Source organism: Phytomonospora endophytica, from assembly GCF_014202425.1.
Lineage (GTDB): Bacteria > Actinomycetota > Actinomycetes > Mycobacteriales > Micromonosporaceae > Phytomonospora > Phytomonospora endophytica.
In genome coordinates, this window is sequence record NZ_JACHGT010000023.1 from 43,173 (window position 1) to 62,914 (window position 19,742).

Consider the following 19,742-nt stretch of genomic DNA (forward strand, 5'->3'; position numbering starts at 1 on the left):
GTCGCTCAGCGCTTCTCGTCGGCCAGGAACGTGATCAGCGAGTCGGCGTCGATGTCGCCGCTCTCCAGCTTGGTGAGCATGTCCTCATAGGACTCCCGCGGCGCTTCGGCGGCCGCGGGCTCGGCCTCGGTGGCGGCGCCGGTGAGTTCGGTCAGACGCGCGGCCATCTCGTCGGGTGTGGCGTAGGTGAACATGTCGGAGATGTTGAGGACGTCGTCGAAGCGCGCGTTGAGGGCCTTCATCACCGCCGTCGCCGAGATCGAATCGCCGCCAAGGGCGGTGAAGCTGTCGAAGATGTCGATCTCCTCCAGCCCCAGGACCGAGGCGTAGATGTAGGCCACCGCGCGTTCGGTCTCGGTGAACTCCTCGGCGGGCTTGCCCAGCAGCGCGATGTTCTCCACGTCGACCGGCGCGCGACCACCCTCGCCGGTGGCCGGGTCGGGCCGGTTCGCGGCGTGCCGGCGCACGACCCGGTCGATCGGGCCGGAGTAGGCGAAGGGGAACCAGTCCTCGCCCACCGCGGAGAACAGCCCGGCGTTCAACGCACCGGGGACGATGCCGGTGACGTCGTGGACGAGCACGGCGTTGAAAGCGGCGATGCCCGACTGGGTGGTGAGGCTGTCGAAGAAGGCCTCGGTGTCACCGAGCCCGTTGTCCTTGGCCATGCCCGTCTCGCGCCACCCCGGCCAGTTGATCGACTTGGCGTTGAGGCCGCTCTTGCGCAGCTGAAGGACCGTGGCGTCCATGAACGCGTTCGCCGCGGCGTAGTCGGACTGGCCGGGACCACCCAGGATCGCCGTCATCGACGAGAAGGTGATCACGAAGTCCGGGCGATCGCCGTCGAGGGCGGCCAGCAGATTGCGCAGCCCGGTGACCTTCGGCGCGAGGACACGGTCGAACTCCTCGGGCGACTTCGAGTACAAGAACCCGTCCCCGGCGACACCGGCGGCGTGCACGATGCCGCGCACCGGCCCGTACTTCGCACGCATCCGCTCGACGAGCTCACGCGTCGCGGCGATGTCGGCGATGTCGGCGCAGGCGAGTTCGGCCACACCGTCGTGGTCTTCGACATCGAGGATGTTCTCGATGACCTGGGCGGTCTTACCGCCCGGCTCGGCGGCGAGGATCCCCTCCCACTCGGCGCGATCGGGCAGCGGACGGCGGCTGACCAGGACGAAGTTCGCCTTGTCGATGTAGGACAGCAGCGCCGCCGCGGCCGAACCGAGCGAACCGGCGCCACCGGTGACGAGGTAGAAACCCTCATCGGTGACATCCACCGGCCGCAGCACGTCACGGTCGAGGGTGCGCTCCTCCAGCTGCGGAACATGCCGCTCGCCCTTGCGCAGCGCGACCGACACCCGCCCGGGAACAGTGGCCAGAACCTCGGCGGCGACGACGTCGGCGGGGGTCTCGGCGTCGATGTCGACGGCGGTGAACACGAGGTTGGGCGCCTCGTGACGCAGGGAACGGATCATCGCCAGCTGAGCGGCGTGGGCGGCGTCGACGAACGGTTCGTCGCCGGTGACCTGGTCGGCGTGGTCGGCGACCACGGCGACCTCGACACGGCCCTTGCAGTGCGTCATCAGGCCCTTGACCAATGCGGTGAACCCCCGCAGGCCCAGCTCAAGGCCCCGGGTCACCTCCACCTCGGTGAGCTCGCGTCTCCCGGGCCGCGCCGAGGTCAGGTCGACGACCCGCGCCAAGGCACCCACACCGAGTTCGGCCAGTGCCCAGGCCACGCCCTCGGCGGTCGGCTCGGTGGTCACCAGGTGCGCCGAGGGGACCGAACGCCGCCCGGCGAACACGATCCGGTGCACCTCGGCATCGGACAACCTGGCCAGGACGGCGTCCATGTGCGGCCCGGCGTCCCCGACGACCAGCACCGGCCCGCTCGCCGCCTCACTGGCGGGAAGCGCACCCTCGGGGCGCCATCCGACCCCGTAGTAGGAACTGGCGACGAAGTCGTCCATCTGCGCGATGCGCTTCATCGCGTACTGGTCGATCGAGGCGATGGTGTTGCCGTCCTCGTCGATCAACGTGGTCTTGAAGCTCATCAACTCGGTGCGCCGGCCCGAGGTCCGCTCGCTCTTGCAGTAGAACCGCGCCGGCAGCGGCCGGTGCATCGTCAACCCGGTGTAGAGCATCGGCAGGTACACGATCGGCGACATGAACACCAGGAACGGCACGATCGACACCGCGTTGTCCAGCAGCGCCGGGTGCATCGGGAAGCGCCCGATCTGGTCGTGGTACTCCTCGGGGAGTTCCATGACGCCGTAGCAGACCTCGGGGTCACGGGTCGACCGCAGCGCGGCGGTGAGGTTGCGCCAGGTGGGACCGAACTGGGTCAGCGGCGGGAAACTGCGCCTCTCCAAATCGGGGTCGGCGAGCAGTTCGGCGAGCGTCGGGTGCTCCCCCGCCGGCTCCTCGGTGTGCGCGCGGCCGTGCCCGTGGGCGTGGACGGTCCACGTCCCGTCGCCGGGTTCGACACGGCTGACGACCTCGACGGCGGCGCGGCCGTCCTCGTCGCGGACGATGATCTGCGCGGTGGCGTCGGTGTTCTCGTCGAGGATCAGCGGTGCCTGGAACACCAGCTCGTCGATGGCGATCCGCTCGACACCGAAGTGGGCGCGCAGCGTCTCGGTGATCAGCTCGACGAACACCGACCCGGCGATGAGGTTCTTGCTCATCACGATGTGGTCGCGCACCGCCCAGTGCTCACGCATCGACAGGTCGGCCTCATAGACGCTCACCGACTGCGTGTCGACGACCTGGCGGGTCACCAGCGGCTGCGCCACCGGCGCACCGGTCGCGGCGCGCTCGCCGGTGGTGGAGTCGGCGGCGGTCAGGCGCGTGGTGCGCGGCTCACCCCAGTGGCGGGTGCGCTCGAAGGGGTAGCCGGGCAGGGGGACGCGGTTGGCCTCGGGGCCGGCGAGTTCGTCGAAGGGGATCTGGGCGCCGCGCACGTAGTCGCGGGCCAGTTCGGTGGTGGTCATGGTCCGTGACAGGCCCTCGGCGGCCAGGACGGACTTGACGCGGGCGGCGCTGTCGGCGTTGAGGTCGCCCAGGGCGCTCTCCTTGATGTCGCCGCGGGCGAGGTCGCTCTTGCGGTCGGAGACCACGCGGTGGGCGCCGACGAACACGCCACGCGAGGGGTTCTCGGCCCAGCCGGCGTCGCGGCAGGCGTTGAACTTCGCGACGAGTTCGTCCATGGTGGACGCCACGATCGCCAGGCGGTGGGTGAAGTGGTCCCGGCCGCAGGTGGCGGTGAAGCAGACGTCTTCGAAACGCGCGGGTTCAGCGTTGAGGTAACGGTCGTAGGAGTCGAGGTAGGCGGCGAAGGCCTCGGCGGTCTTGGCCGAGACGGTGAAGACGCGCGGGCGGCGCTCGGTGTCGTCGGGCCGTGCGGAGGGCCGGTGGTCTTTGAGGATCACGTGGGCGTTGGTGCCGCTGAACCCGAAGCCGCTCACCCCGGCGTAGCGGGGGGTGTCGCGCTGCGGCCAGGGGGTGTTGCGGTCGACGACGTAGACCGGCGAGTTGACGAAGTCGATGTGCGGGTTGGGTTCTTCGAAGTTCAGGCTGGCCGGGATGACCTCGTTCTTCATCGACAGCAGAACCTTGATGACGTTGGCGATGCCGGCGGCGCCGACGGTGTGGCCGATGTTGCTCTTGACCGAGCCGATACCGCAGATCTGCTTGCGGTCGGTGACCCGCGCGAAGGCGTTGGTCAGCCCGAGTACCTCGATCGGGTCGCCCAGCGGGGTCCCGGTGCCGTGCGTCTCGACGTACTCGACCTCGCCACCGTCGATGCCGGCGCGCCGCCAGGCGTCGAGGACGAGCTCCTCCTGGGCGCGCGGGTTGGGCGCGGTGACACCGTTGGAGGCGCCATCGTTGTTGGTGGCGGTGGCGGCGATGACGCCGTAGATGTGGTCGCCGTCGCGTTCGGCGGCCTTGAGCGGCTTGAGGATCAGCGCACCGGCGCCTTCACCGAACACCGAGCCCGAGGCCTTGGCGTCGAAGGCGCGGACCCGGTTGTCGGGGGCGACGACCGCGCCGGGTGTGGCCGTGCGGACCATGATGTCGTCGATGTCGACGTGGTCGGTGTCGGCGCCCTTGTAGCTCAAGGTGATGCCGCCGGCGATGGCCATGTCGCACTCGCCGTTGTGCAGTGCCTGGATGGCCATGTGCATCGCCACGAGGCTGGAGGAGCAGGCGGTGTCGACGACGTAGGCGGGGCCGCGCAGGTCGAGGTGGTAGTTGATCCGGCTGGCGAGGATGCCCTCCCAGACGCCGCTGAGCTGGTTGCGGTCGAACTGGATCATGTACCGGTAGTAGTTGGAGTTCGTGCCGTCGCGGCCGACGAAGCAGCCGGTGCGGCTGCCGCGCATCTTCTCACCGGGGTAACCGGCGTCCTCCAGCGCGCTCCACGCCTGTTCGAGGAAGACCCGGTGCTGCGGGTCCATGCCCGCCGCCTCGTGCGGGGTGATCCCGAAGAAGCGGGCGTCGAACTTGTCGATGTCGTGGAGGTAGGCGCCCACGAAGCGTTCGAGGTCCTCGGAGGCCTCGGTGTGGTGGACGTGGTCGTAGAACTCGGCGTAGTGCGGGTTGGCGAAGACCTGCTCCTCAAGGAGCTTGTCGGCCGGTTTCGACACGTAGCAGTTGCGGTTGCCGAGCAGGTTGTCCCAGTAGTGGCCGACGTCGGGCGACATCGGCAGGCGGCAGGACATCCCGATCACGGCGATCTCCGCCGCGGCCGGGCCCTGCCCGTCCGAGAGCGCTTCGAGGGCCTCCACCGCGTCCTGCTTGGACAGCGCGCCCTCGGCGAGCTTCTCAAGGATCACGTGCCTCACGGCCTTCATGCTGTCGGCTCCTTCTAGGCGGTTCTGCGGGCGTTGGTCGGACGGGAGCGGTGAGGTCACGAGTCGACGACCTCCTGGATGCTGACCTTGCCCGCGAGGAAGTCGTCGAGCAGATCGGACAGCGAGGAGGCGGCCGGCGCGGGCCGCCGGGCGGCGACCGGCGCGGGCGGCGCGGTCTTGGCGGTGACGTGGTCGCTGAGCTGCACGACCGTCGGGTAGGCGAAGATGTCGGCGATGTTGACCACGCCGGGGAAGCGCCGGTCGAGTTCGAGTTGCAGGCGCGAGGCGAGCAGCGAGTTGCCGCCCGACTCGAAGAAGAGGTCGTGGACGTCGACCTCGCGGGTGTCGAGGGTGGTGCACCAGGCGACGGTCACGGCCCGCTGGACGCCGGTGAGTTGCCGGGCGGGGAGTCCGCGGACGGTCAGGTCGTCGAAGTCGACGGTCTCGGTTGCCGGCGGGGCGGTGCCCGTGGCCGCCTCGGCGGCTCCGGGAAGGTCGATGAGTTCGCCGATCTCGGCGCGACGGCGGCGGACCTCCTCGCCGACGAAGGCACCGGCGAGGACGTGTGCGCCGGCGGCGGTGAGCGCCTCGTCGAGCAGGGCGCAGCCTTCGGTGTCGCCGACGAAGGCGGTGAGCTGCCCGGTGCCGGTGATGCCGTGCCGCCAGGCCATGCCGGAGTCGCGCCAGCCGGTCCAGCCCACGGCCAGCGCCGGGCGGCCTTCGGCGCGCATCCGGGCGGCGTAGGCGTCGAGGTAGGCGTTGGCGGCGGCGTAGTCGCTCTGCCCGGGTGCGCCCAGGACGGCCGTCATCGACGAGCACAGCGCGAAGAAGCGCAGCGGGTCGGCGCGGGTGGCGCGGTCGAGGAGCCGCACACCGGCGGTCTTGGGTGCCAGCACGCGGGCGAACTCCTCCCAGGTCTTGGTGATGGCGAAGCCGTCGCCGGGCAGACCGGCGGCGTGCACGACGCCGGTGATGGGGCCGTGGGCCGCTCTGATCTCGTCGAGGCGGGCTTCGAGGTCCGGGCCGTCGGTGACGTCGGCGCGCCACAGGCCGACGCGGCCGCGCGCGTCGCCGAGCGCGTCGAGGACCGAGGCGATCTCGGCCGGGAGCGTGCTGGTGTCGCGGTCGTCGTGGCGGCGGTTGAGCAGCGCCACCCGCACGCCGGGGTTGGCGGCGGTGAGGTGGGCGGCCAAAGCCAGGCCCATGCCGCCGGTGCCGCCGGTGACCACGACGGTCCCGTCGAGGACGGCGAAGACCGAGGGGGCGGTGGTCGCCGGAAGCGCGGTGACCGCCGGCTGGAAGACGCGGCCGTCGCGGACGGCGACGACGGTGCGGCGGCGTGGACCGAGCAGCGCGGCGGCGACGTCGGCTGGCGCCGCGTCGTCGGTGTCGATGACCCGCAGGCGGATGTTGGCGTACTCGGCGTCGAGACAGGTCGCCGCGGCGGCGACCGCGCGGGCGGCGGGGTCGGGGACGTCCTCGCCGAGAACGCACTGCCCGTCGCGGGTGACGATCGCGTAGTCCACCGGTTCGGGTAGCGAGCGCAGGGCGAGCGCCCGGATGAGGTCGAAGACGGGCCGCAGGGCCTCGTCGGGCAGTGCGGCCGGGTCCGCCGTCGGTTCGGCGGCGGCGACGATGTGGACGATCCGGCGTACGCCGGTGCGGGCGATCTGTTCGGCCCAGTTCTCGTCGGCGGCGGCCTCGGTGAGGCTGCGCACGGCCGCGCCCCGGGCGGCGAGGTGCTCGGCGAGGGGGTGTCGACCGTCGGTGAGGACGACGGTGGCGTCGGCATCGGACACGGGGGTGCCGGTGTCGGTCGCGGGCTTCCAGGTGATCTCGTGGAGGCGCGCGGGTGACCCGGCGAGGAAGGTGGCGGGGTCGGGGACGCGTCCGACCGAGTAGCCGGTGACGGTCCCGGTGACCGCGCCATCGACGTCGGTGAAGGTCGCGTCAAAGGTGCGCACACCCGACTGCTCGCGCCGGTCTGTGGGGACGATCAGGCAGTACCCGGCGTCGGGCATGCCCCGGCCGAAGACCGCGCGTTCGAAGGCCAGCGGGAGGAAGGGTTCCTTCTCGCGGAGCAGGCCGAGGTTGACGCCGGAGTCGAGGATCGGCGGGAAGAGGGTGTAGGCGCCTTTGGCGGCACTGGTGGCGGGGTCGGCCTCGTAGCGCAGCAGGGTCTCGCCGCCGTCGCCGAAGTACAGCTCGCGCGAGGAGCGCCACAGGCGGCCTTCGGTCTGCACCATCTCGCGGTGGTAGGACACCGCTTCGAGGACCGGTTCGCAGCGCGACAGGAGCGCGGCGAGGTCGATGTCGGCCGGTGCCGGGCCGCCGGGCGCGGGGGTGGCGTCGACGCGGCAGTGCTCGGTCCATTCGGGGGCGTCGGCCAGGCGGCTGCGGAACTCCAGGGTCAGGCTCTCGCTCGTCCCGGTGGCGACGCACTGGAGGCGGCGCGTCTGTTCGCCGTCGGTGACCAGCGGATCGCGGTAGTGCAGGTTCGTCAGGACCGGTGGGCGGCCCAGCACCCGGGCGGCGATGAACTGCGCCATCTCGACCAGGGCGGTGCCGACCAGGACGTGGCGGCCGTTGATGACGTGCTCGCCGAGCTCGAAGCAGGTGGGCGCCGACAGTTCCGATTCGAAGACGTCGAGGCCGCGTCCTTCGACGGTGTGGCGGTGGACGAGGGGGTGCAGTTTCGGCGCGGGTGGGGCCGCGACGGCGGTGGGGGCGGGGCGCCAGATGCGGCGGGGGCTGCCGTCGTAGGCGGGCAGCGGTACCCGGCGCAGGTCGCGGCCTTCGTACAGGCGGGCCCAGGGGACACGCGCGCCGGTGGTGTACAGCCTGGCCAGGTCGTGCACGGCGGTCCGGCGTTTCGTGCGGGGTGCGGCGTCGCGGCAGGTCTTTGCGGCTTCGTCCGACAGGCGTTGGCAGGTGTCGGCGTCGATGTAGCCCTCGCCGAGGCCGGTGGCGTCGGCGACGACGCGCACCGATCCGGTGTGGACGTCGTCGTGGGCCTTCCCGGTGAGGTGGGCGTCGATGCGTTCGGTGAGTTCGGTGCGGGTGGCGGCGGTGAAGCAGACGCGGTGTTCGTAGGTGCCGCGGCCGGTGCCGGCGGTGAAGCAGACGTCGGCGAGGTCGAGGTCGGGGTGGGCGGCCAGGTGCCGGTGCAGGTCACCGATGGACGCGTGGAGTTCGGTGGCCGTGCGGGCCGACAGGACCAGGATCTCCTCGCGCGGGTGGGTGTGGCGTTCTGCGGGGGCTGGGGCCTCTTCGACGAGGACGTGGCAGTTGGTGCCGCTGATGCCGAAGGAGCTGACCCCGGCGCGCAGCGGGAACGGGCCGGTCCAGTCCTGGAGACGGTCGCTCGGGTGGACGGGGCTGTCGGCGAAGTCGATGCGCGGGTTGGGGGTGGAGAAGTGCAGCGAGGGCGGGATGCTGCGGTGTTTGAGCATCAGCAGGGTCTTGAGCAGTCCGGTGATCCCGGCGGCGGCGTCGAGGTGCCCGACGTTGGTCTTCACCGAGCCCAGGGCGCAGAACTGGCGCCGGTCGGTGTAGGCGGCGAAGGCCTCGGTGAGGCCGGTGATCTCCACCGGGTCGCCGAGGGCGGTGGCGGTGCCGTGCGCCTCGATGTAGCTCACCGACAGCGGGTCGACGTTCGCGTCGCGCCAGGCGTCGCGGATGACCTCGGCCTGGGCGGCGGCGTTGGGGGCGGTGATGCCGGCCGAGGCACCGTCCTGGTTCATCGCCCAGCCGCGGATCACGCCGTGCACGTGGTCGCCGTCGGCGATGGCCGCGGCGAGGGGCTTCAAGACCAGGGCGATGACGCCTTCTCCCCCGCCGGTGCCTTCGGCCTCACCGGAGAAGGCGCGGGTGCGCCCGGAGGGGGCTTCGATGCCGAAGCGGTGTTCGGCGTGCTCGGGCGGGATCAGCGTGACACGCACGCCGCCGGCCACGGCGGTGTCGACGACGCCGTCGCGCAGATCGCGGCAGGCCGTGATCACCGCCGCGAGCGAGGAGGAGCAGGCGGTGTCGACGAGCAGGGCGGGGCCGCGCAGGTCGAGGAAGTGGCTGATGCGGGAGGCGGCCACGGCGTGGGCGGTGCCCGCGGCGGCCATACCGGCCGCGGCCGGGTCGGTGGGCCGGTGTCCGGCGAGGTACAGGCCCGGGGACGCGCCCGAGGCGAGGTACACGCCGGTCCGGGTGCCGCGCAGCGCGTCGCCGCCGTATCCGGCGTCTTCGATGGAGGTCATCGCCGCGGCGAGGAACAGGCGCTGGTGGGGGTCCATCAGGGCCGCTTCACCGGGGGCGATGGCGAAGCGTTCGGGGTCGAAGAGGTCGATGTGGTCGAGGTAGCCGTACGGGAGGGCCTGCCCGAGTGGTTCGCCCGCCGCTGCGGCCTTGAGTTCCCCCGCGTCGGCGCGGCGCCGCTCGGGGAACCCGCCGATGAGGTCGGCTCCGCCTTTCAGCGCGTTCCAGAACTCCTCGGGGCTCGCCGTGGGGCCTACGCGCGCCGACATCCCGATGACGGCCACGCCCTGCTCGCGCGGATCGGGTTCGGCCTCGGGGAGGTCGAAGCCGTCGCCGGCCATCTCGGCGAGCAGCCGGTCGAGGTTCACACCGTCCACCGGGGCCTCAGGGTCCGCTCGGGTCGAGCGCGGCGAAGACGTCGGCGGTGCGGGTGTCGCGCAGGAGTTCCTCGACGCGCACCCGGCGCTCCTCGGGCCGCACGCCCTTGGTCCGCAGGATGGTCAGCAGCAGGTCCATCGCCTCGCGCATCTCCTCGGTGGTGGCGGCGCGTTCTTCGCGGCCGAGGGCGGTGTTCATGCGCCGCAGCCGGTGGTAGGGCTTGACCACACCGGTGTCGTAGGCCTCGGCGTCGAAGTTGGTGTTGCGGGTGGCCGCCGCGACGCCCAGGGCGCGGGAGACGAAGGGGAAGGTGGTGCGCTCGATCATGCGGTGGAGATCGGTGCGGCCCTGCTCCCGGTCGTAGGGGAAGGTGCGGATCTCGGAGTAGGTGTGCCGGCTGAACTTGGCCAGGGTGTCGCCGGGGCCGAGCTCGACGGCGTAGTTGAAGCCGTTCATGCGCAGGTAGGTCAGGTCGTCGACCCAGCGCACGGGTTCGACGACCTGCCGGGCGAGCAGGTCGGGGACCTCGGCGGCCGAACCGTAGGGACGGCCGGTCACGTTCGACAGGACCGGGATGCGCGGTTCGGCGATGGCGATGCCGGCCAGATCCTCCCGCAGCGCGGCGGCGACGGGTTCCATGAGCGCGCAGTGGAAGGGGACGCTGACGTTGAGGATCACCGCGCGCAGCCCGCGCTCCTCGGCGATCTCGTGCACGCGCAGGACGGCCGCGCGATGTCCGGCGACGACGATCTGCGTGTTGGAGTTGAGGTTGGAGACGCTGACGACCTCGTGGGTCTCTTCGGCGACGGTGGCGCACAGGGCGGCGATCTCGGCGTGGTCGCGGGTGCGGATCGCCAGCATCAGGCCGCGTCCCTCGGGGACGGCCTGCTGCATGTACTGGCCCCGGCGGCGGGCCAGGCGCACGGCGTCGGGGAAGGCGATCGCACCGGCGATGGTCAGCGCGGTGATCTCGCCGAGGCTGTGACCGGCGACGAGGTCGACGTCGAGATCCTCGCGTTCCATGAGGACGCGGAACTGGGCCATGCTGTGTGTGAGAATCGCCGGCTGGGTGTTCTCGGTGCGGGCGAGTTCGGCATTCGTCGACGCGAAACACAGTTGGCGCATATCGAGACCGAGAGCATCGCTGGCCTCTTGGAATGTGTCGTCGGCGACTTTTTCAGAAGCGCACAGGTCGCGTCCCATACCGACGTACTGCGCGCCCTGCCCCGAGCACAGCAAGGCTTTCTTGATCAATGACATGCGGGCTCGCGCCATCCCTTTCGGAGTCGAATGACCAGCGAGCAACACGACGGTTGCGACCTTTGGGCAAGGATCGCCAGGGCGCGTCCCACCAGTCGAGCGCGGCCTGCCTAGCTGGTGCGCTCATGATGTCCGATGCCGACAGTACGGGCATCGGTCGTTCAACCGATGTCCCGTGAACGCAAATCGGGCGTCCGGCGCCAACCACGCGAAGTACGAATTAGCCGTCGGGATCGCTAAATACGCCACCCTACAGTGGACAGTGCCTTTGGTGAATAGAATGCTGTGGCTAAACTCGTCTCGCACCGACCTTTTCGCGACCCGCCACGAGCGGTTTTCGGCGAACCCGCGGTGAACAATTCGCCAACGGTCGCGAGGAATTGACCGAGGCACCCGATCGCGATCATCATGGCCACCTCGGCCTTTACCCGCCGCGCCCTCTCCCCCGGCCCGCCCCTTCTTTGACGACCTTCGGAGCACACGATGTCGCAGCAGTTGGTCACCGCCCGCATCGACAACGTCGGCGACCTCTCGCCCCTGCAGGAGGGGATGCTGTTCCACGCACTGGCCGATCCCGGCGGAGGCGCCTACGTGGTGCAGCAGGTGTTCACCGCCGGCGACGCCGAGGGCCCTTTCGCGGTGGCCGATGTCGAGGCGGCCTTGGGCGGTCTGCCGGTGAAGCACGCGATCCTGCGCACGGCCTTCGTCGCCGAAGGACTGGACCGTCCGCGCCAGGTGGTGCTGCGCGAGCGCGGAATCGGCTTCGCGGTGGTGGATCTGCGCACCGCCGGGCCCGCCGCCGCGCCGGCCGTCGACAGGTTCTTGACCGAGGACGTCGCCCGCGGCTTCGACCTCGCGCGCGATCCGCTGCTGCGGGTCACCGCGATCCGCACCGTCGACGACGAACGGGAACACGTGCGTCTGGTGTGGACCTACCACCACATCGTCCTCGACGGCTGGTCGCTGTCGACGTTGTTCGGTGACTTCCTGCGCTACCACCGCCTCGCCGCCGACGGCGCGAACGCCTCCACGATCATCGCCCTCGCCGAACGGGAGCGCGGCGAGGCACCCGACTACGCCTCCTACGTCCGGCATCTGGCCGAACGGCCCACCCGCGCCTTCGAGAAGTACTGGCGGGAACTGCTCGCCGACTGCGGCGGCTCACCCGCGCCGCTGCCCGCGACCGCCGCGACGCTCCATGGCGGTGCCGGGAGGTTCACCGCGTCGAGCCGAAGCGGGCTGGCGCGGCGTTTGACCGAGGGGTTCTCCGCGCGGGGCGCGACCCTCGCCCACGTCGCCGAGGCGGCCTGGGGACTGGTGCTGTCACGGCAGACGGGAACACCCGATGTCGTGTTCGGCAAGGTCGTCTCCGGCCGCGACGTCGCCCTGCCCGGGGTGGAGCAGACCGTCGGGTTGTTCATCAACACCATCCCCGTGCGGGTCACCGTCGACGACACCGCGAGCGTGCACGGCCTCGTCGGCGAGGTCCGCGACCAGGCGATCGCCTCCGCCGAGCACGACCACGGGTCCCTCGCCCGGGTGCAGACGCTGGCCGGGGTGGAAGGCCTGGTGTCGAGCCTGTTCGCGTTCGAGAACTTCCAGGTCGACGAGGGCGTCATCGACGGCGGCGGCCTGTCCTTCGAGCGGGGCCGGGAGCAGACCGACTATCCGCTGACGATGACCGTGCAGCGCACCGGCGACGAGCTGGACCTCATCGTGCTGCACGACGAAGGCGTACTGGCGCGAGAGGACGCGCGGCGGTTGTCCGGGCGGTTGCTGGCGGTGCTGGAGGAGTTCGCCGCCGACGCCGAGCGGCCGCTGGTTGAGGTGTCGAGTCTTCTGCCGGGTGAGGCCGAGACGGTCGCGGGCGTCTGCGACGCGTCCTGTGTGGGCTATGCGCGTGATGGGTGGATCGGTGGCGTGTTCACCGGTGTCGTCGCCGAGCACGGTGAGCGTGTCGCGCTGGTCGCCGGTGATGAGCGTTTGACCTACCGGGAGCTGGCCGCGCGGGCAGGGCGGGTCGCCGAAAGCCTTGCGGGTGCGGGGATCGGGACCGGCGACGTCGTCGGGGTCACCGGACAGGCCGGGGTCGAGTTGTTCGTCGGGCTGCTCGGGGTCACGCTGTCCGGGGCGGGGTATGTGCCGATCGACGTCGACACCCCGGTGTCGCGTGCCGCGGCCGTCGCCGCCGACGCCGGTGTCGCGGCGGTCGTTGCCGCCGGTGGACGCGCGGTCGCTTTCGCGCGCGAACTCGCCGCGGATGCGCCGGTGTTCGATGTCGCGGTGGCGGTCGGTGGCGGGTACCGGCGTGCCGCAGTCGCCGGGGCGCCTGGTGGTGGTGATGTCGCCTATGTGATGTTCACATCGGGTACGACCGGTCGCCCTAAAGGCAGTGTCATCCCGCAGCGGGCGGTGCTGCGACTGGTGTGCGGCAACCCCTCCCTGCCTTTGTCGTGCGATGACGTATTGATCCAGACCGGTTCGGTGGCCTTCGACGCCTCCACCTTCGAGATCTGGGGCATGTGGCTCAACGGCGGCACCCTCGTCATCCCCGACCGCGAAGACCTCCTCCACCCGCAGCGCTTCGCCGCAATGGTCGCCGAGCATCGCGCGACGACGATGTGGCTGACGGTCTCGCTGTTCAACCAGATCGCCGTCGGCGACCCGGCCGCGTTCACCGGTCTCGACCACCTGCTCATCGGCGGTGAGGCCGTCAGCGCCGAGCACGTTCACCGCGTCTACGACGCCGTACCCTCGATCACGATCGTCAACGGCTACGGCCCCACCGAGAACACCACCTTCACCACGACTCACCCGATCCCCAGGGCCCGCACCCGCACCGTCCCGATTGGTCGGGCGATCGGTGGGACGAGCGTGGTCGTCCTCGACGGTGACCGCGTCTGCGGGATCGGGGAGGTCGGGGAACTGTGCGCCGGTGGCGACGGCCTGTCTACGGGCTATCTCGGGCTGCCCGAACTCACCGCCCAACGCTTCACCGACACCCCCTACGGTCGTCTCTACCGCACCGGGGACCGCGTCCGGCGCCTGGCCGACGGCACCATCGAATACCTCGGCCGCATCGATGACCAGCAGGTCAAGATCCGCGGCTACCGGATCGAACTCCCCGACATCGAAACCACACTGCGCCGACACCCCCACATCCGTGACGCGGTCGTCCTGCCCCACCGGGAGGCAGGGCGCGTGTCGGCCCTGGCCGCCTACATCGTCGCCGAGGGCGCCCTGGTCCCGGCCGACGTGCGGGCGTTTTTGTCGGCGAGCCTGCCCTCCTACATGGTCCCCGCCCACGTCATCGCGATCCCGTCGATCCCGTTGACCCGCAACGGGAAGATCGACCGCGCCGCCCTCCCCGCGCCGGTGCCCGTCGCGGCCGGTGCGGGCCCCGCGCCCGCCGATGAGGTCGAGGCGGTCGTGTGTGCGGCCTTCGCCGAGGTGCTCGGCCTGCCGGTGGTCGGTGTCCTCGACTCCTTCTTCGAACTCGGCGGCGACTCCATCAAAGCCATCCGCGTCGTCTCCCGCGTCCGCCAGGCCGGATACGACGTCGCCGTCGGCGCCGTCATGGCGGGGATGACACCGCGCGCGGTGGCCACACGCGTCGAACGGAAAGCCGTCAGCGCCTTCGAGCAGGGCGCCGTGACCGGAACGGTCGGCACGTGGCCGATCATCGAGGAGTTCTTCGCCTGGGACCTCACCGTTCCCGCCCACTTCAACCAAGACATCCTCATCGACGTCGGCTACAGCGCCCCCGAACACGTCCGCTCCGCCCTGGATGCCGTGTGGGCTCACCACGACGCCCTCCGCGCGATCGTGACCGACCGGACCCTTCACCTGCGCGACAACAAGGCCGCCTACGGCTTCGAGCACCACCAGGTGACCGACCCGGCCGAACTGGACCTGGCCGTCAACTCCGTCGCCGACCGTTTGCACGCTTCGATGGATCTGGCGGGCGGGCCGCTGTTCCAGGCGGGCCTCGTGGTCGGCCCGGGCGGTTCGCGGTTGTTCCTGGCCGCCCACCACCTCGTCGTCGACGCCGTCTCCTGGCAGATCATCACCGACGACGTCCTCACCGGCATCCGCGACGCCCAAGCGAACCGCCCCATCAGACTCGCGGAGAAGACCGCCTCCCTCCACGACTGGTCGGCGGCCCTGGACGAGCTGTCCGCGACGCTCGTCCCGGCCGAGCAGGCGTACTGGGACGCCGTCGACGCCGCGGCCGCCGACGCGCACCTGACCGGAGGCGGCGAAGGCGGCATGTCGGTGCGAAAGATCGTGCTCGACCCCGCATCGACCGCTGATCTCGGGCGGGCCGCCACGGCCTATCACGCCTCGATGGAGGACGTCCTGCTCGCCGGTCTTGCGATCAGCGTCCAGGGGCCCGACCGGATCGCGATCCGCCTGGAACGCCACGGCCGGACCGGGCACGACGCGCTGCCGCCGGTGGATCGCACGGTCGGCTGGTTCACCACCATGTTCCCCATCGTCCTGCACCACCACACCGACCCCGCCGAAGCCCTCATCACCACCAAGGAAACCCTGCGAACCGTCCCCCACGACGGCATCGGCTACGGCCTGCGCCCCGGCGGATACGCCAACATCACCGCCTCGGTGACCTTCAACTACCTCGCCGAGCAGGACACCCGCGAGACCGAAGGCTTCGGCGCCACGGTCTTCGCACGCACCGGGACGCCCTCCCACCCCGGCAACCGTCACCTCACCGGCCTCGCCGTCAACGCCATGGTCACAGACGGGCGGCTGGTCATCGTCTTGAGCGCCGAGGCCGCCACCCTCACCGAGGCCGAACTGTCCCGTCTCGCCGACCGCTACCGGCGCGGTCTCCAGACCTTGACCGGCGAAGCGGGCCGCCCGCGCCGCAAGACCCCCTCCGACCACCCGGTCGCCGTCGGCCTCTCCCGCGACGACCTGGCCCGCATCGAGGCCCGCCATCCGCGGCTCGACGAGATCACCGATCTGACGCCTCTCCAGGAGGGGATGCTGTTCCACGGCCTGGAAGACGCCGCGAGCGGCGCCTACGTGGTCCAGCAGGTCTTCGTCGCCGCCGACGAGAACGGACCTTTCGATGTCGACGCCGTCGAGACGGCCCTGCACGCGTTGGGGCGGCAGCATCCGATGTTGCGGACGGCCTTCGTCGCCGAGGGCCTGGACCGTCCACGCCAGGTCGTCCTTCGCGACCGGGAGATCGGCTTCACCACCGTCGACCTACGCCACGACTCCACCACCACCATCGACGACGTGCTCGCCGCAGAAGTCACCCGCGGATTCGACCTCACCCACGACCCACTCCTGCGCGTCACCGCCATCCACTCGGCCGACAACGGTCGCGACGTCCTGCGCCTGGCATGGACCTACCACCACATCATCCTCGACGGCTGGTCACTGTCCACACTCTTCGGCGACTTCCTGCGGCTCTACCGTGCTGCCACCCAAGGACGCGAAGACGCGGGAACCCCGGGCGCGCCCGCCTTCTCCGCCTACGTCGGCCATGTCGCCCGACGCGACACCGCCGCCTTCGACGCCTACTGGTCGCGCCTCCTCGACGGCTACGACACCGGCGCCGGGCTGGCCACGGCCGCACCCGTGGCCGAACGCGAAGGCCGGGGCGTGGGGCGCATAGCCGTGTCGAGCACCGGCGGACTCGCGCGCCGGCTGACCGAGGCCTACGCGCCGCGCGGCGTCACCTTGAGCCACATCACCGAGGCCGCCTGGGGCCTGATCCTGGCGCGGGCATGCGGGACCGATGACGTCGTGTTCGGCAAGGTCGTCTCCGGCCGCGACGCCCCCATCCCCGGCATCGACAAGACCGTCGGGCTGTTCATCAACACCATCCCCGTCCGCGTCCACACCCCACCCGGCACCACCGTCACCGCACTCCTCGAAGCCGTCCGCGACCAGGCACTCGCCTCCGCCGAGCACGACCACGGATCCCTCGCCCGCATCCAGCGCGCGCTACCCGTGGAAGGCCTGATCCAATCCCTCTTCGCCTTCGAGAACTACCACGTCGAAGCGGGCACCATCCATGGCGGCGGCCTCACCTTCGAACGCGGCCGGGAAGAAGAAACGAACTACCCCGTCAACCTCGTCGTCCAGCAAGACAGCGATGAGCTCGCCTTCAGCGTCCTCTACGACCGCCGCGCGCTCGCACGGTCCGATGTGGACCGGGTGCTCGCCCGGATCCTGTACTTCCTCGATGCTGTGGCCGACGGCGCCGACAGGTCGCTGGGCCAGGTCGCGTCCCTACCGCCGACCGAGGAACAGACGGTGCGCGAAGGCTTCAACCAGACCGCGCTGGACTATCGGCCGGAGATGACCGCCGTCAGCCTTTTCCTGGACGGTGTGCGCGCACATCCTGAGCGGACGGCGCTGGTGTGGGGCGAGCGGTCGATGACCTACGCGGAGTTGGCCGGCGCGGCCGCCGCCGTCGCGCGGCGGCTGGTCGCCGACGGCACACCGCGAGGAGCGGCGGTCGGGATCATCGGTGAACGCAGTACGCATGTGATCGTCGGGATCCTGGGTGCGATGCTCGCCGGCTGCCACTTCGTTCCCCTCGACGTCGGCTCTCCCCCGGCTCGCATCGCTCGGATCGTCGCCGACAGTTCGATGGCGGCGCTGCTGACCTACGGGTCACGTGCCGCCGAGACGGCTTCGGCGCTGGGCGAGGCCCTGTCCGGGACGTCCGTGCACGACCTCGCCTCCTTCGGGGCGGCGGCCTGGGATCTCGGGGAGTTCGCCGGGCGGCTCCCCTCCCCCGATGATCCGGCCTACTGCATCTACACCTCGGGTACGACCGGGACTCCCAAGGGCGTGCTGCTCGTTCACCGTGGAGTAGCCAACCTCCGGGCCCACCTCCGCGCGGCATACGGGGTGACGGCCGATGATCGGGTGTTGCAGTTTTCGAACCTGACCTTCGATGCTTCGGTGTGGGAGATCGCGCTGTCGCTGCTCAACGGCGCCGGGCTGGTCATCGTCGACCAGGACACCGTCCACGACACCACCCTCCTCGCCCGCGAATGCCACCGTGCAGGCGTGACACTCGGCCTGTTGCCGCCCCAGTACTACCTGCTCTGTGAAGGCCTGCCCCTGCGGATCGTCACCACCGGAGGAGGCGCCTCCAGCCTCGCCGTCGTCGACAAAGCCCGGCGGGAGAACGTGCCCTACGTCAACGCCTACGGCCCCACCGAAACCACCGTCCTGGCCACCGGCTGGCACGACACCGGTGAAGCCCTGGTCGACCCCGCACGCATCCCCATCGGGGTCCCGGTCGCCAACACCCAAGTGCACATCCTCCACGGCGAACGCCTCTGCGGCATCGGCGAAGCAGGCGAACTCAGCGTCGCCGGCGACGGCCTCTCCACCGGCTACATAGGACTGTCCGAACTCACCACGGAGAAATTCACCCCCAACCCCCACGGACCAGGACGCCTCTACCACACCGGAGACCGCGCCCGACGCCTCAACAACGGCACCATCGAATACCTCGGACGCATCAACGACCAACAAGTCAAGATCCGCGGGTTTCGCATCGAGGTCGGCGATGTCGAGTCGGCGCTGCGCGAGCACCCGGATGTCAGTGACGCCGCCGTCGTCGCCCATCAGGAACGCGACGGCTCGACCGCTTTGGCGGCCTATGTGACACCGAACGGTCACTCCGATGTGGACACCGCCGGGGTGCGCGTCTTTCTCACCGAGCGGCTGCCCGGGTACATGGTCCCCGCCTACCTCGCCGTGATCGCGGCGATCCCGCTGAACCGGTCGGGGAAAGTCGACGCCGCCGCCCTGCCTCCACCGGTTCCCGCCGGCACCGGGACACGCATCGCTGCCGCCGATGAGGTCGAGGCCGCGATCGCGGCGATCTGGGCCGAAGTCCTCGGCCACACCCAGTTCGGGACGGGTGAGAACTTCTTCGAACTGGGCGGGACCTCGCTGACGATCGTGCAGGTCCACGGACGCCTCGGGAAGGCCTATCCGGGAATCCTCACCGTCGGCGACCTGTTCGCGATGCCGACGGTGCGCGCCACCGCCGCCGGGATCCGCGCCCGCCTCACCGAGCGGATCGCGCTGACGCGCGTGGAGCTGCGCCGCCCGGCCGATGCCCGCCCGGGACCGTCCACGGTGGCCTTGGCACGACAGTGGCGCGATGATCAGTCGCCCGAGGCCGTTTACGCCTTCACGCTCGCCCTGGCCTCCATGTCGAAGGCGCCACCGACGACGCTGCTCGTCTGGCACGAAGGCGGCCTCACCGCCGTCGACGTGCCCGACTCCGGCGAGCACGGTGCGCGGCTCGCCCAGCTCCGCCGGGACCTGTCGGCGTCGGTTCCGCTGGCGGCCGAACGGCGGATGCGGGTGACCGGGGCCGGTGTCCTGGCTTCACTGAAGCTTCCGGGCGCCGCCGCGCGGCTGCCTCATCCGGTCCTGCGCGATGTGGACGTGACCGTGGAGCTCTCCTCCACCGAGGCCCGCCGGGTCACGGCGGGCCGCCACCTCGATGCGACGGCGGCGGCGCTGCTCGCGCGTTTCACCGTGCTCTTCGGGCAGTTGACGGCCTGAGCCGCCGGTCAGCCGCAGACCGGAACCGGCGAGCGCGCCGTGCACGGCGGGGAGTGCGGGCGCCCACGCTGTACTGGTACATCAAGAACAAGTCCGGGCTCCTCGACGCCGTCGCCGACGCGATCATGGACGACGCGATCGCCGCGGCGCCCGAGCCGTCGGGAGACGACGGGCGCGTCTGGTTGCTCGACACCCTCACGGCGCTGCGGGCCGCGCTGCTCGCACACCGCGACGGCGCCCGGATCGTCTCAGGCGCGAGGTAGTCACTGCGGCGCGCGGGCGTCTCCGAGCTGGCGATGGCCACCCTCGTCGCCTTTCGCCGCCCCGCCCACGAGGCGCGGCTGCTCGTGCGGGCCCGCTTCCCGGTGATGACGCGAGCGATCGGCGACTACTTCACCGGACCGGCCGCACGCCGGACGC

Annotated in this window: 5 protein-coding genes; 2 read left to right on the forward strand and 3 right to left on the reverse strand. The window is 70.8% G+C overall.

All coding sequences use genetic code 11. From position 1 onward, the window contains the following. Window positions 1-5 precede the first annotated feature (5 nt). The 3 genes from HNR73_RS36450 to fabD are packed head-to-tail and all read right to left on the reverse strand — an operon-like array spanning window position 6 to window position 10,742. On the reverse strand, window positions 6-4,856 hold the full coding sequence (locus tag HNR73_RS36450) for an SDR family NAD(P)-dependent oxidoreductase (RefSeq protein ID WP_184792629.1): 4,851 nt from the start codon (window positions 4,854-4,856) through the stop codon (window positions 6-8). Between the two features lie 56 nt (window positions 4,857-4,912). Continuing rightward, window positions 4,913-9,481 carry an SDR family NAD(P)-dependent oxidoreductase gene (locus tag HNR73_RS36455; protein WP_184792630.1) on the reverse strand — a complete coding sequence of 1,523 codons (4,569 nt, stop codon included), beginning with the start codon at window positions 9,479-9,481 and terminating at the stop codon, window positions 4,913-4,915. Between the two features lie 7 nt (window positions 9,482-9,488). Then, entirely contained in the window at window positions 9,489-10,742 is a 1,254-nt protein-coding gene (gene fabD, locus HNR73_RS36460) for an ACP S-malonyltransferase (protein WP_184792631.1), read from the reverse strand. A 483-nt stretch (window positions 10,743-11,225) separates the two neighbouring features. Between fabD and HNR73_RS36465 the strand changes: the two genes are divergently transcribed. Both HNR73_RS36465 and HNR73_RS36470 read left to right on the forward strand, forming a co-directional pair. Next, window positions 11,226-19,322, forward strand: coding sequence for a non-ribosomal peptide synthetase (locus HNR73_RS36465; RefSeq protein WP_184792632.1), 8,097 nt, complete (start codon window positions 11,226-11,228; stop codon window positions 19,320-19,322). A gap of 53 nt (window positions 19,323-19,375) precedes the next feature. Then, the gene (locus HNR73_RS36470; RefSeq protein WP_184792633.1) at window positions 19,376-19,585 is read left to right on the forward strand and encodes a TetR family transcriptional regulator; all 210 of its coding nucleotides are present in this window, start codon (window positions 19,376-19,378) and stop codon (window positions 19,583-19,585) included. Window positions 19,586-19,742 lie beyond the last annotated feature (157 nt).

Coding starts and splice junctions, on each gene's coding strand:
- HNR73_RS36450 (WP_184792629.1), bottom strand. CDS start 4,856: ATGAAGGCCGTGAGGCACGTGATCCTTGAGAAGCTCGCCGAGGGCGCG.
- HNR73_RS36465 (WP_184792632.1), top strand. CDS start 11,226: ATGTCGCAGCAGTTGGTCACCGCCCGCATCGACAACGTCGGCGACCTC.
- fabD (WP_184792631.1), bottom strand. CDS start 10,742: ATGTCATTGATCAAGAAAGCCTTGCTGTGCTCGGGGCAGGGCGCGCAG.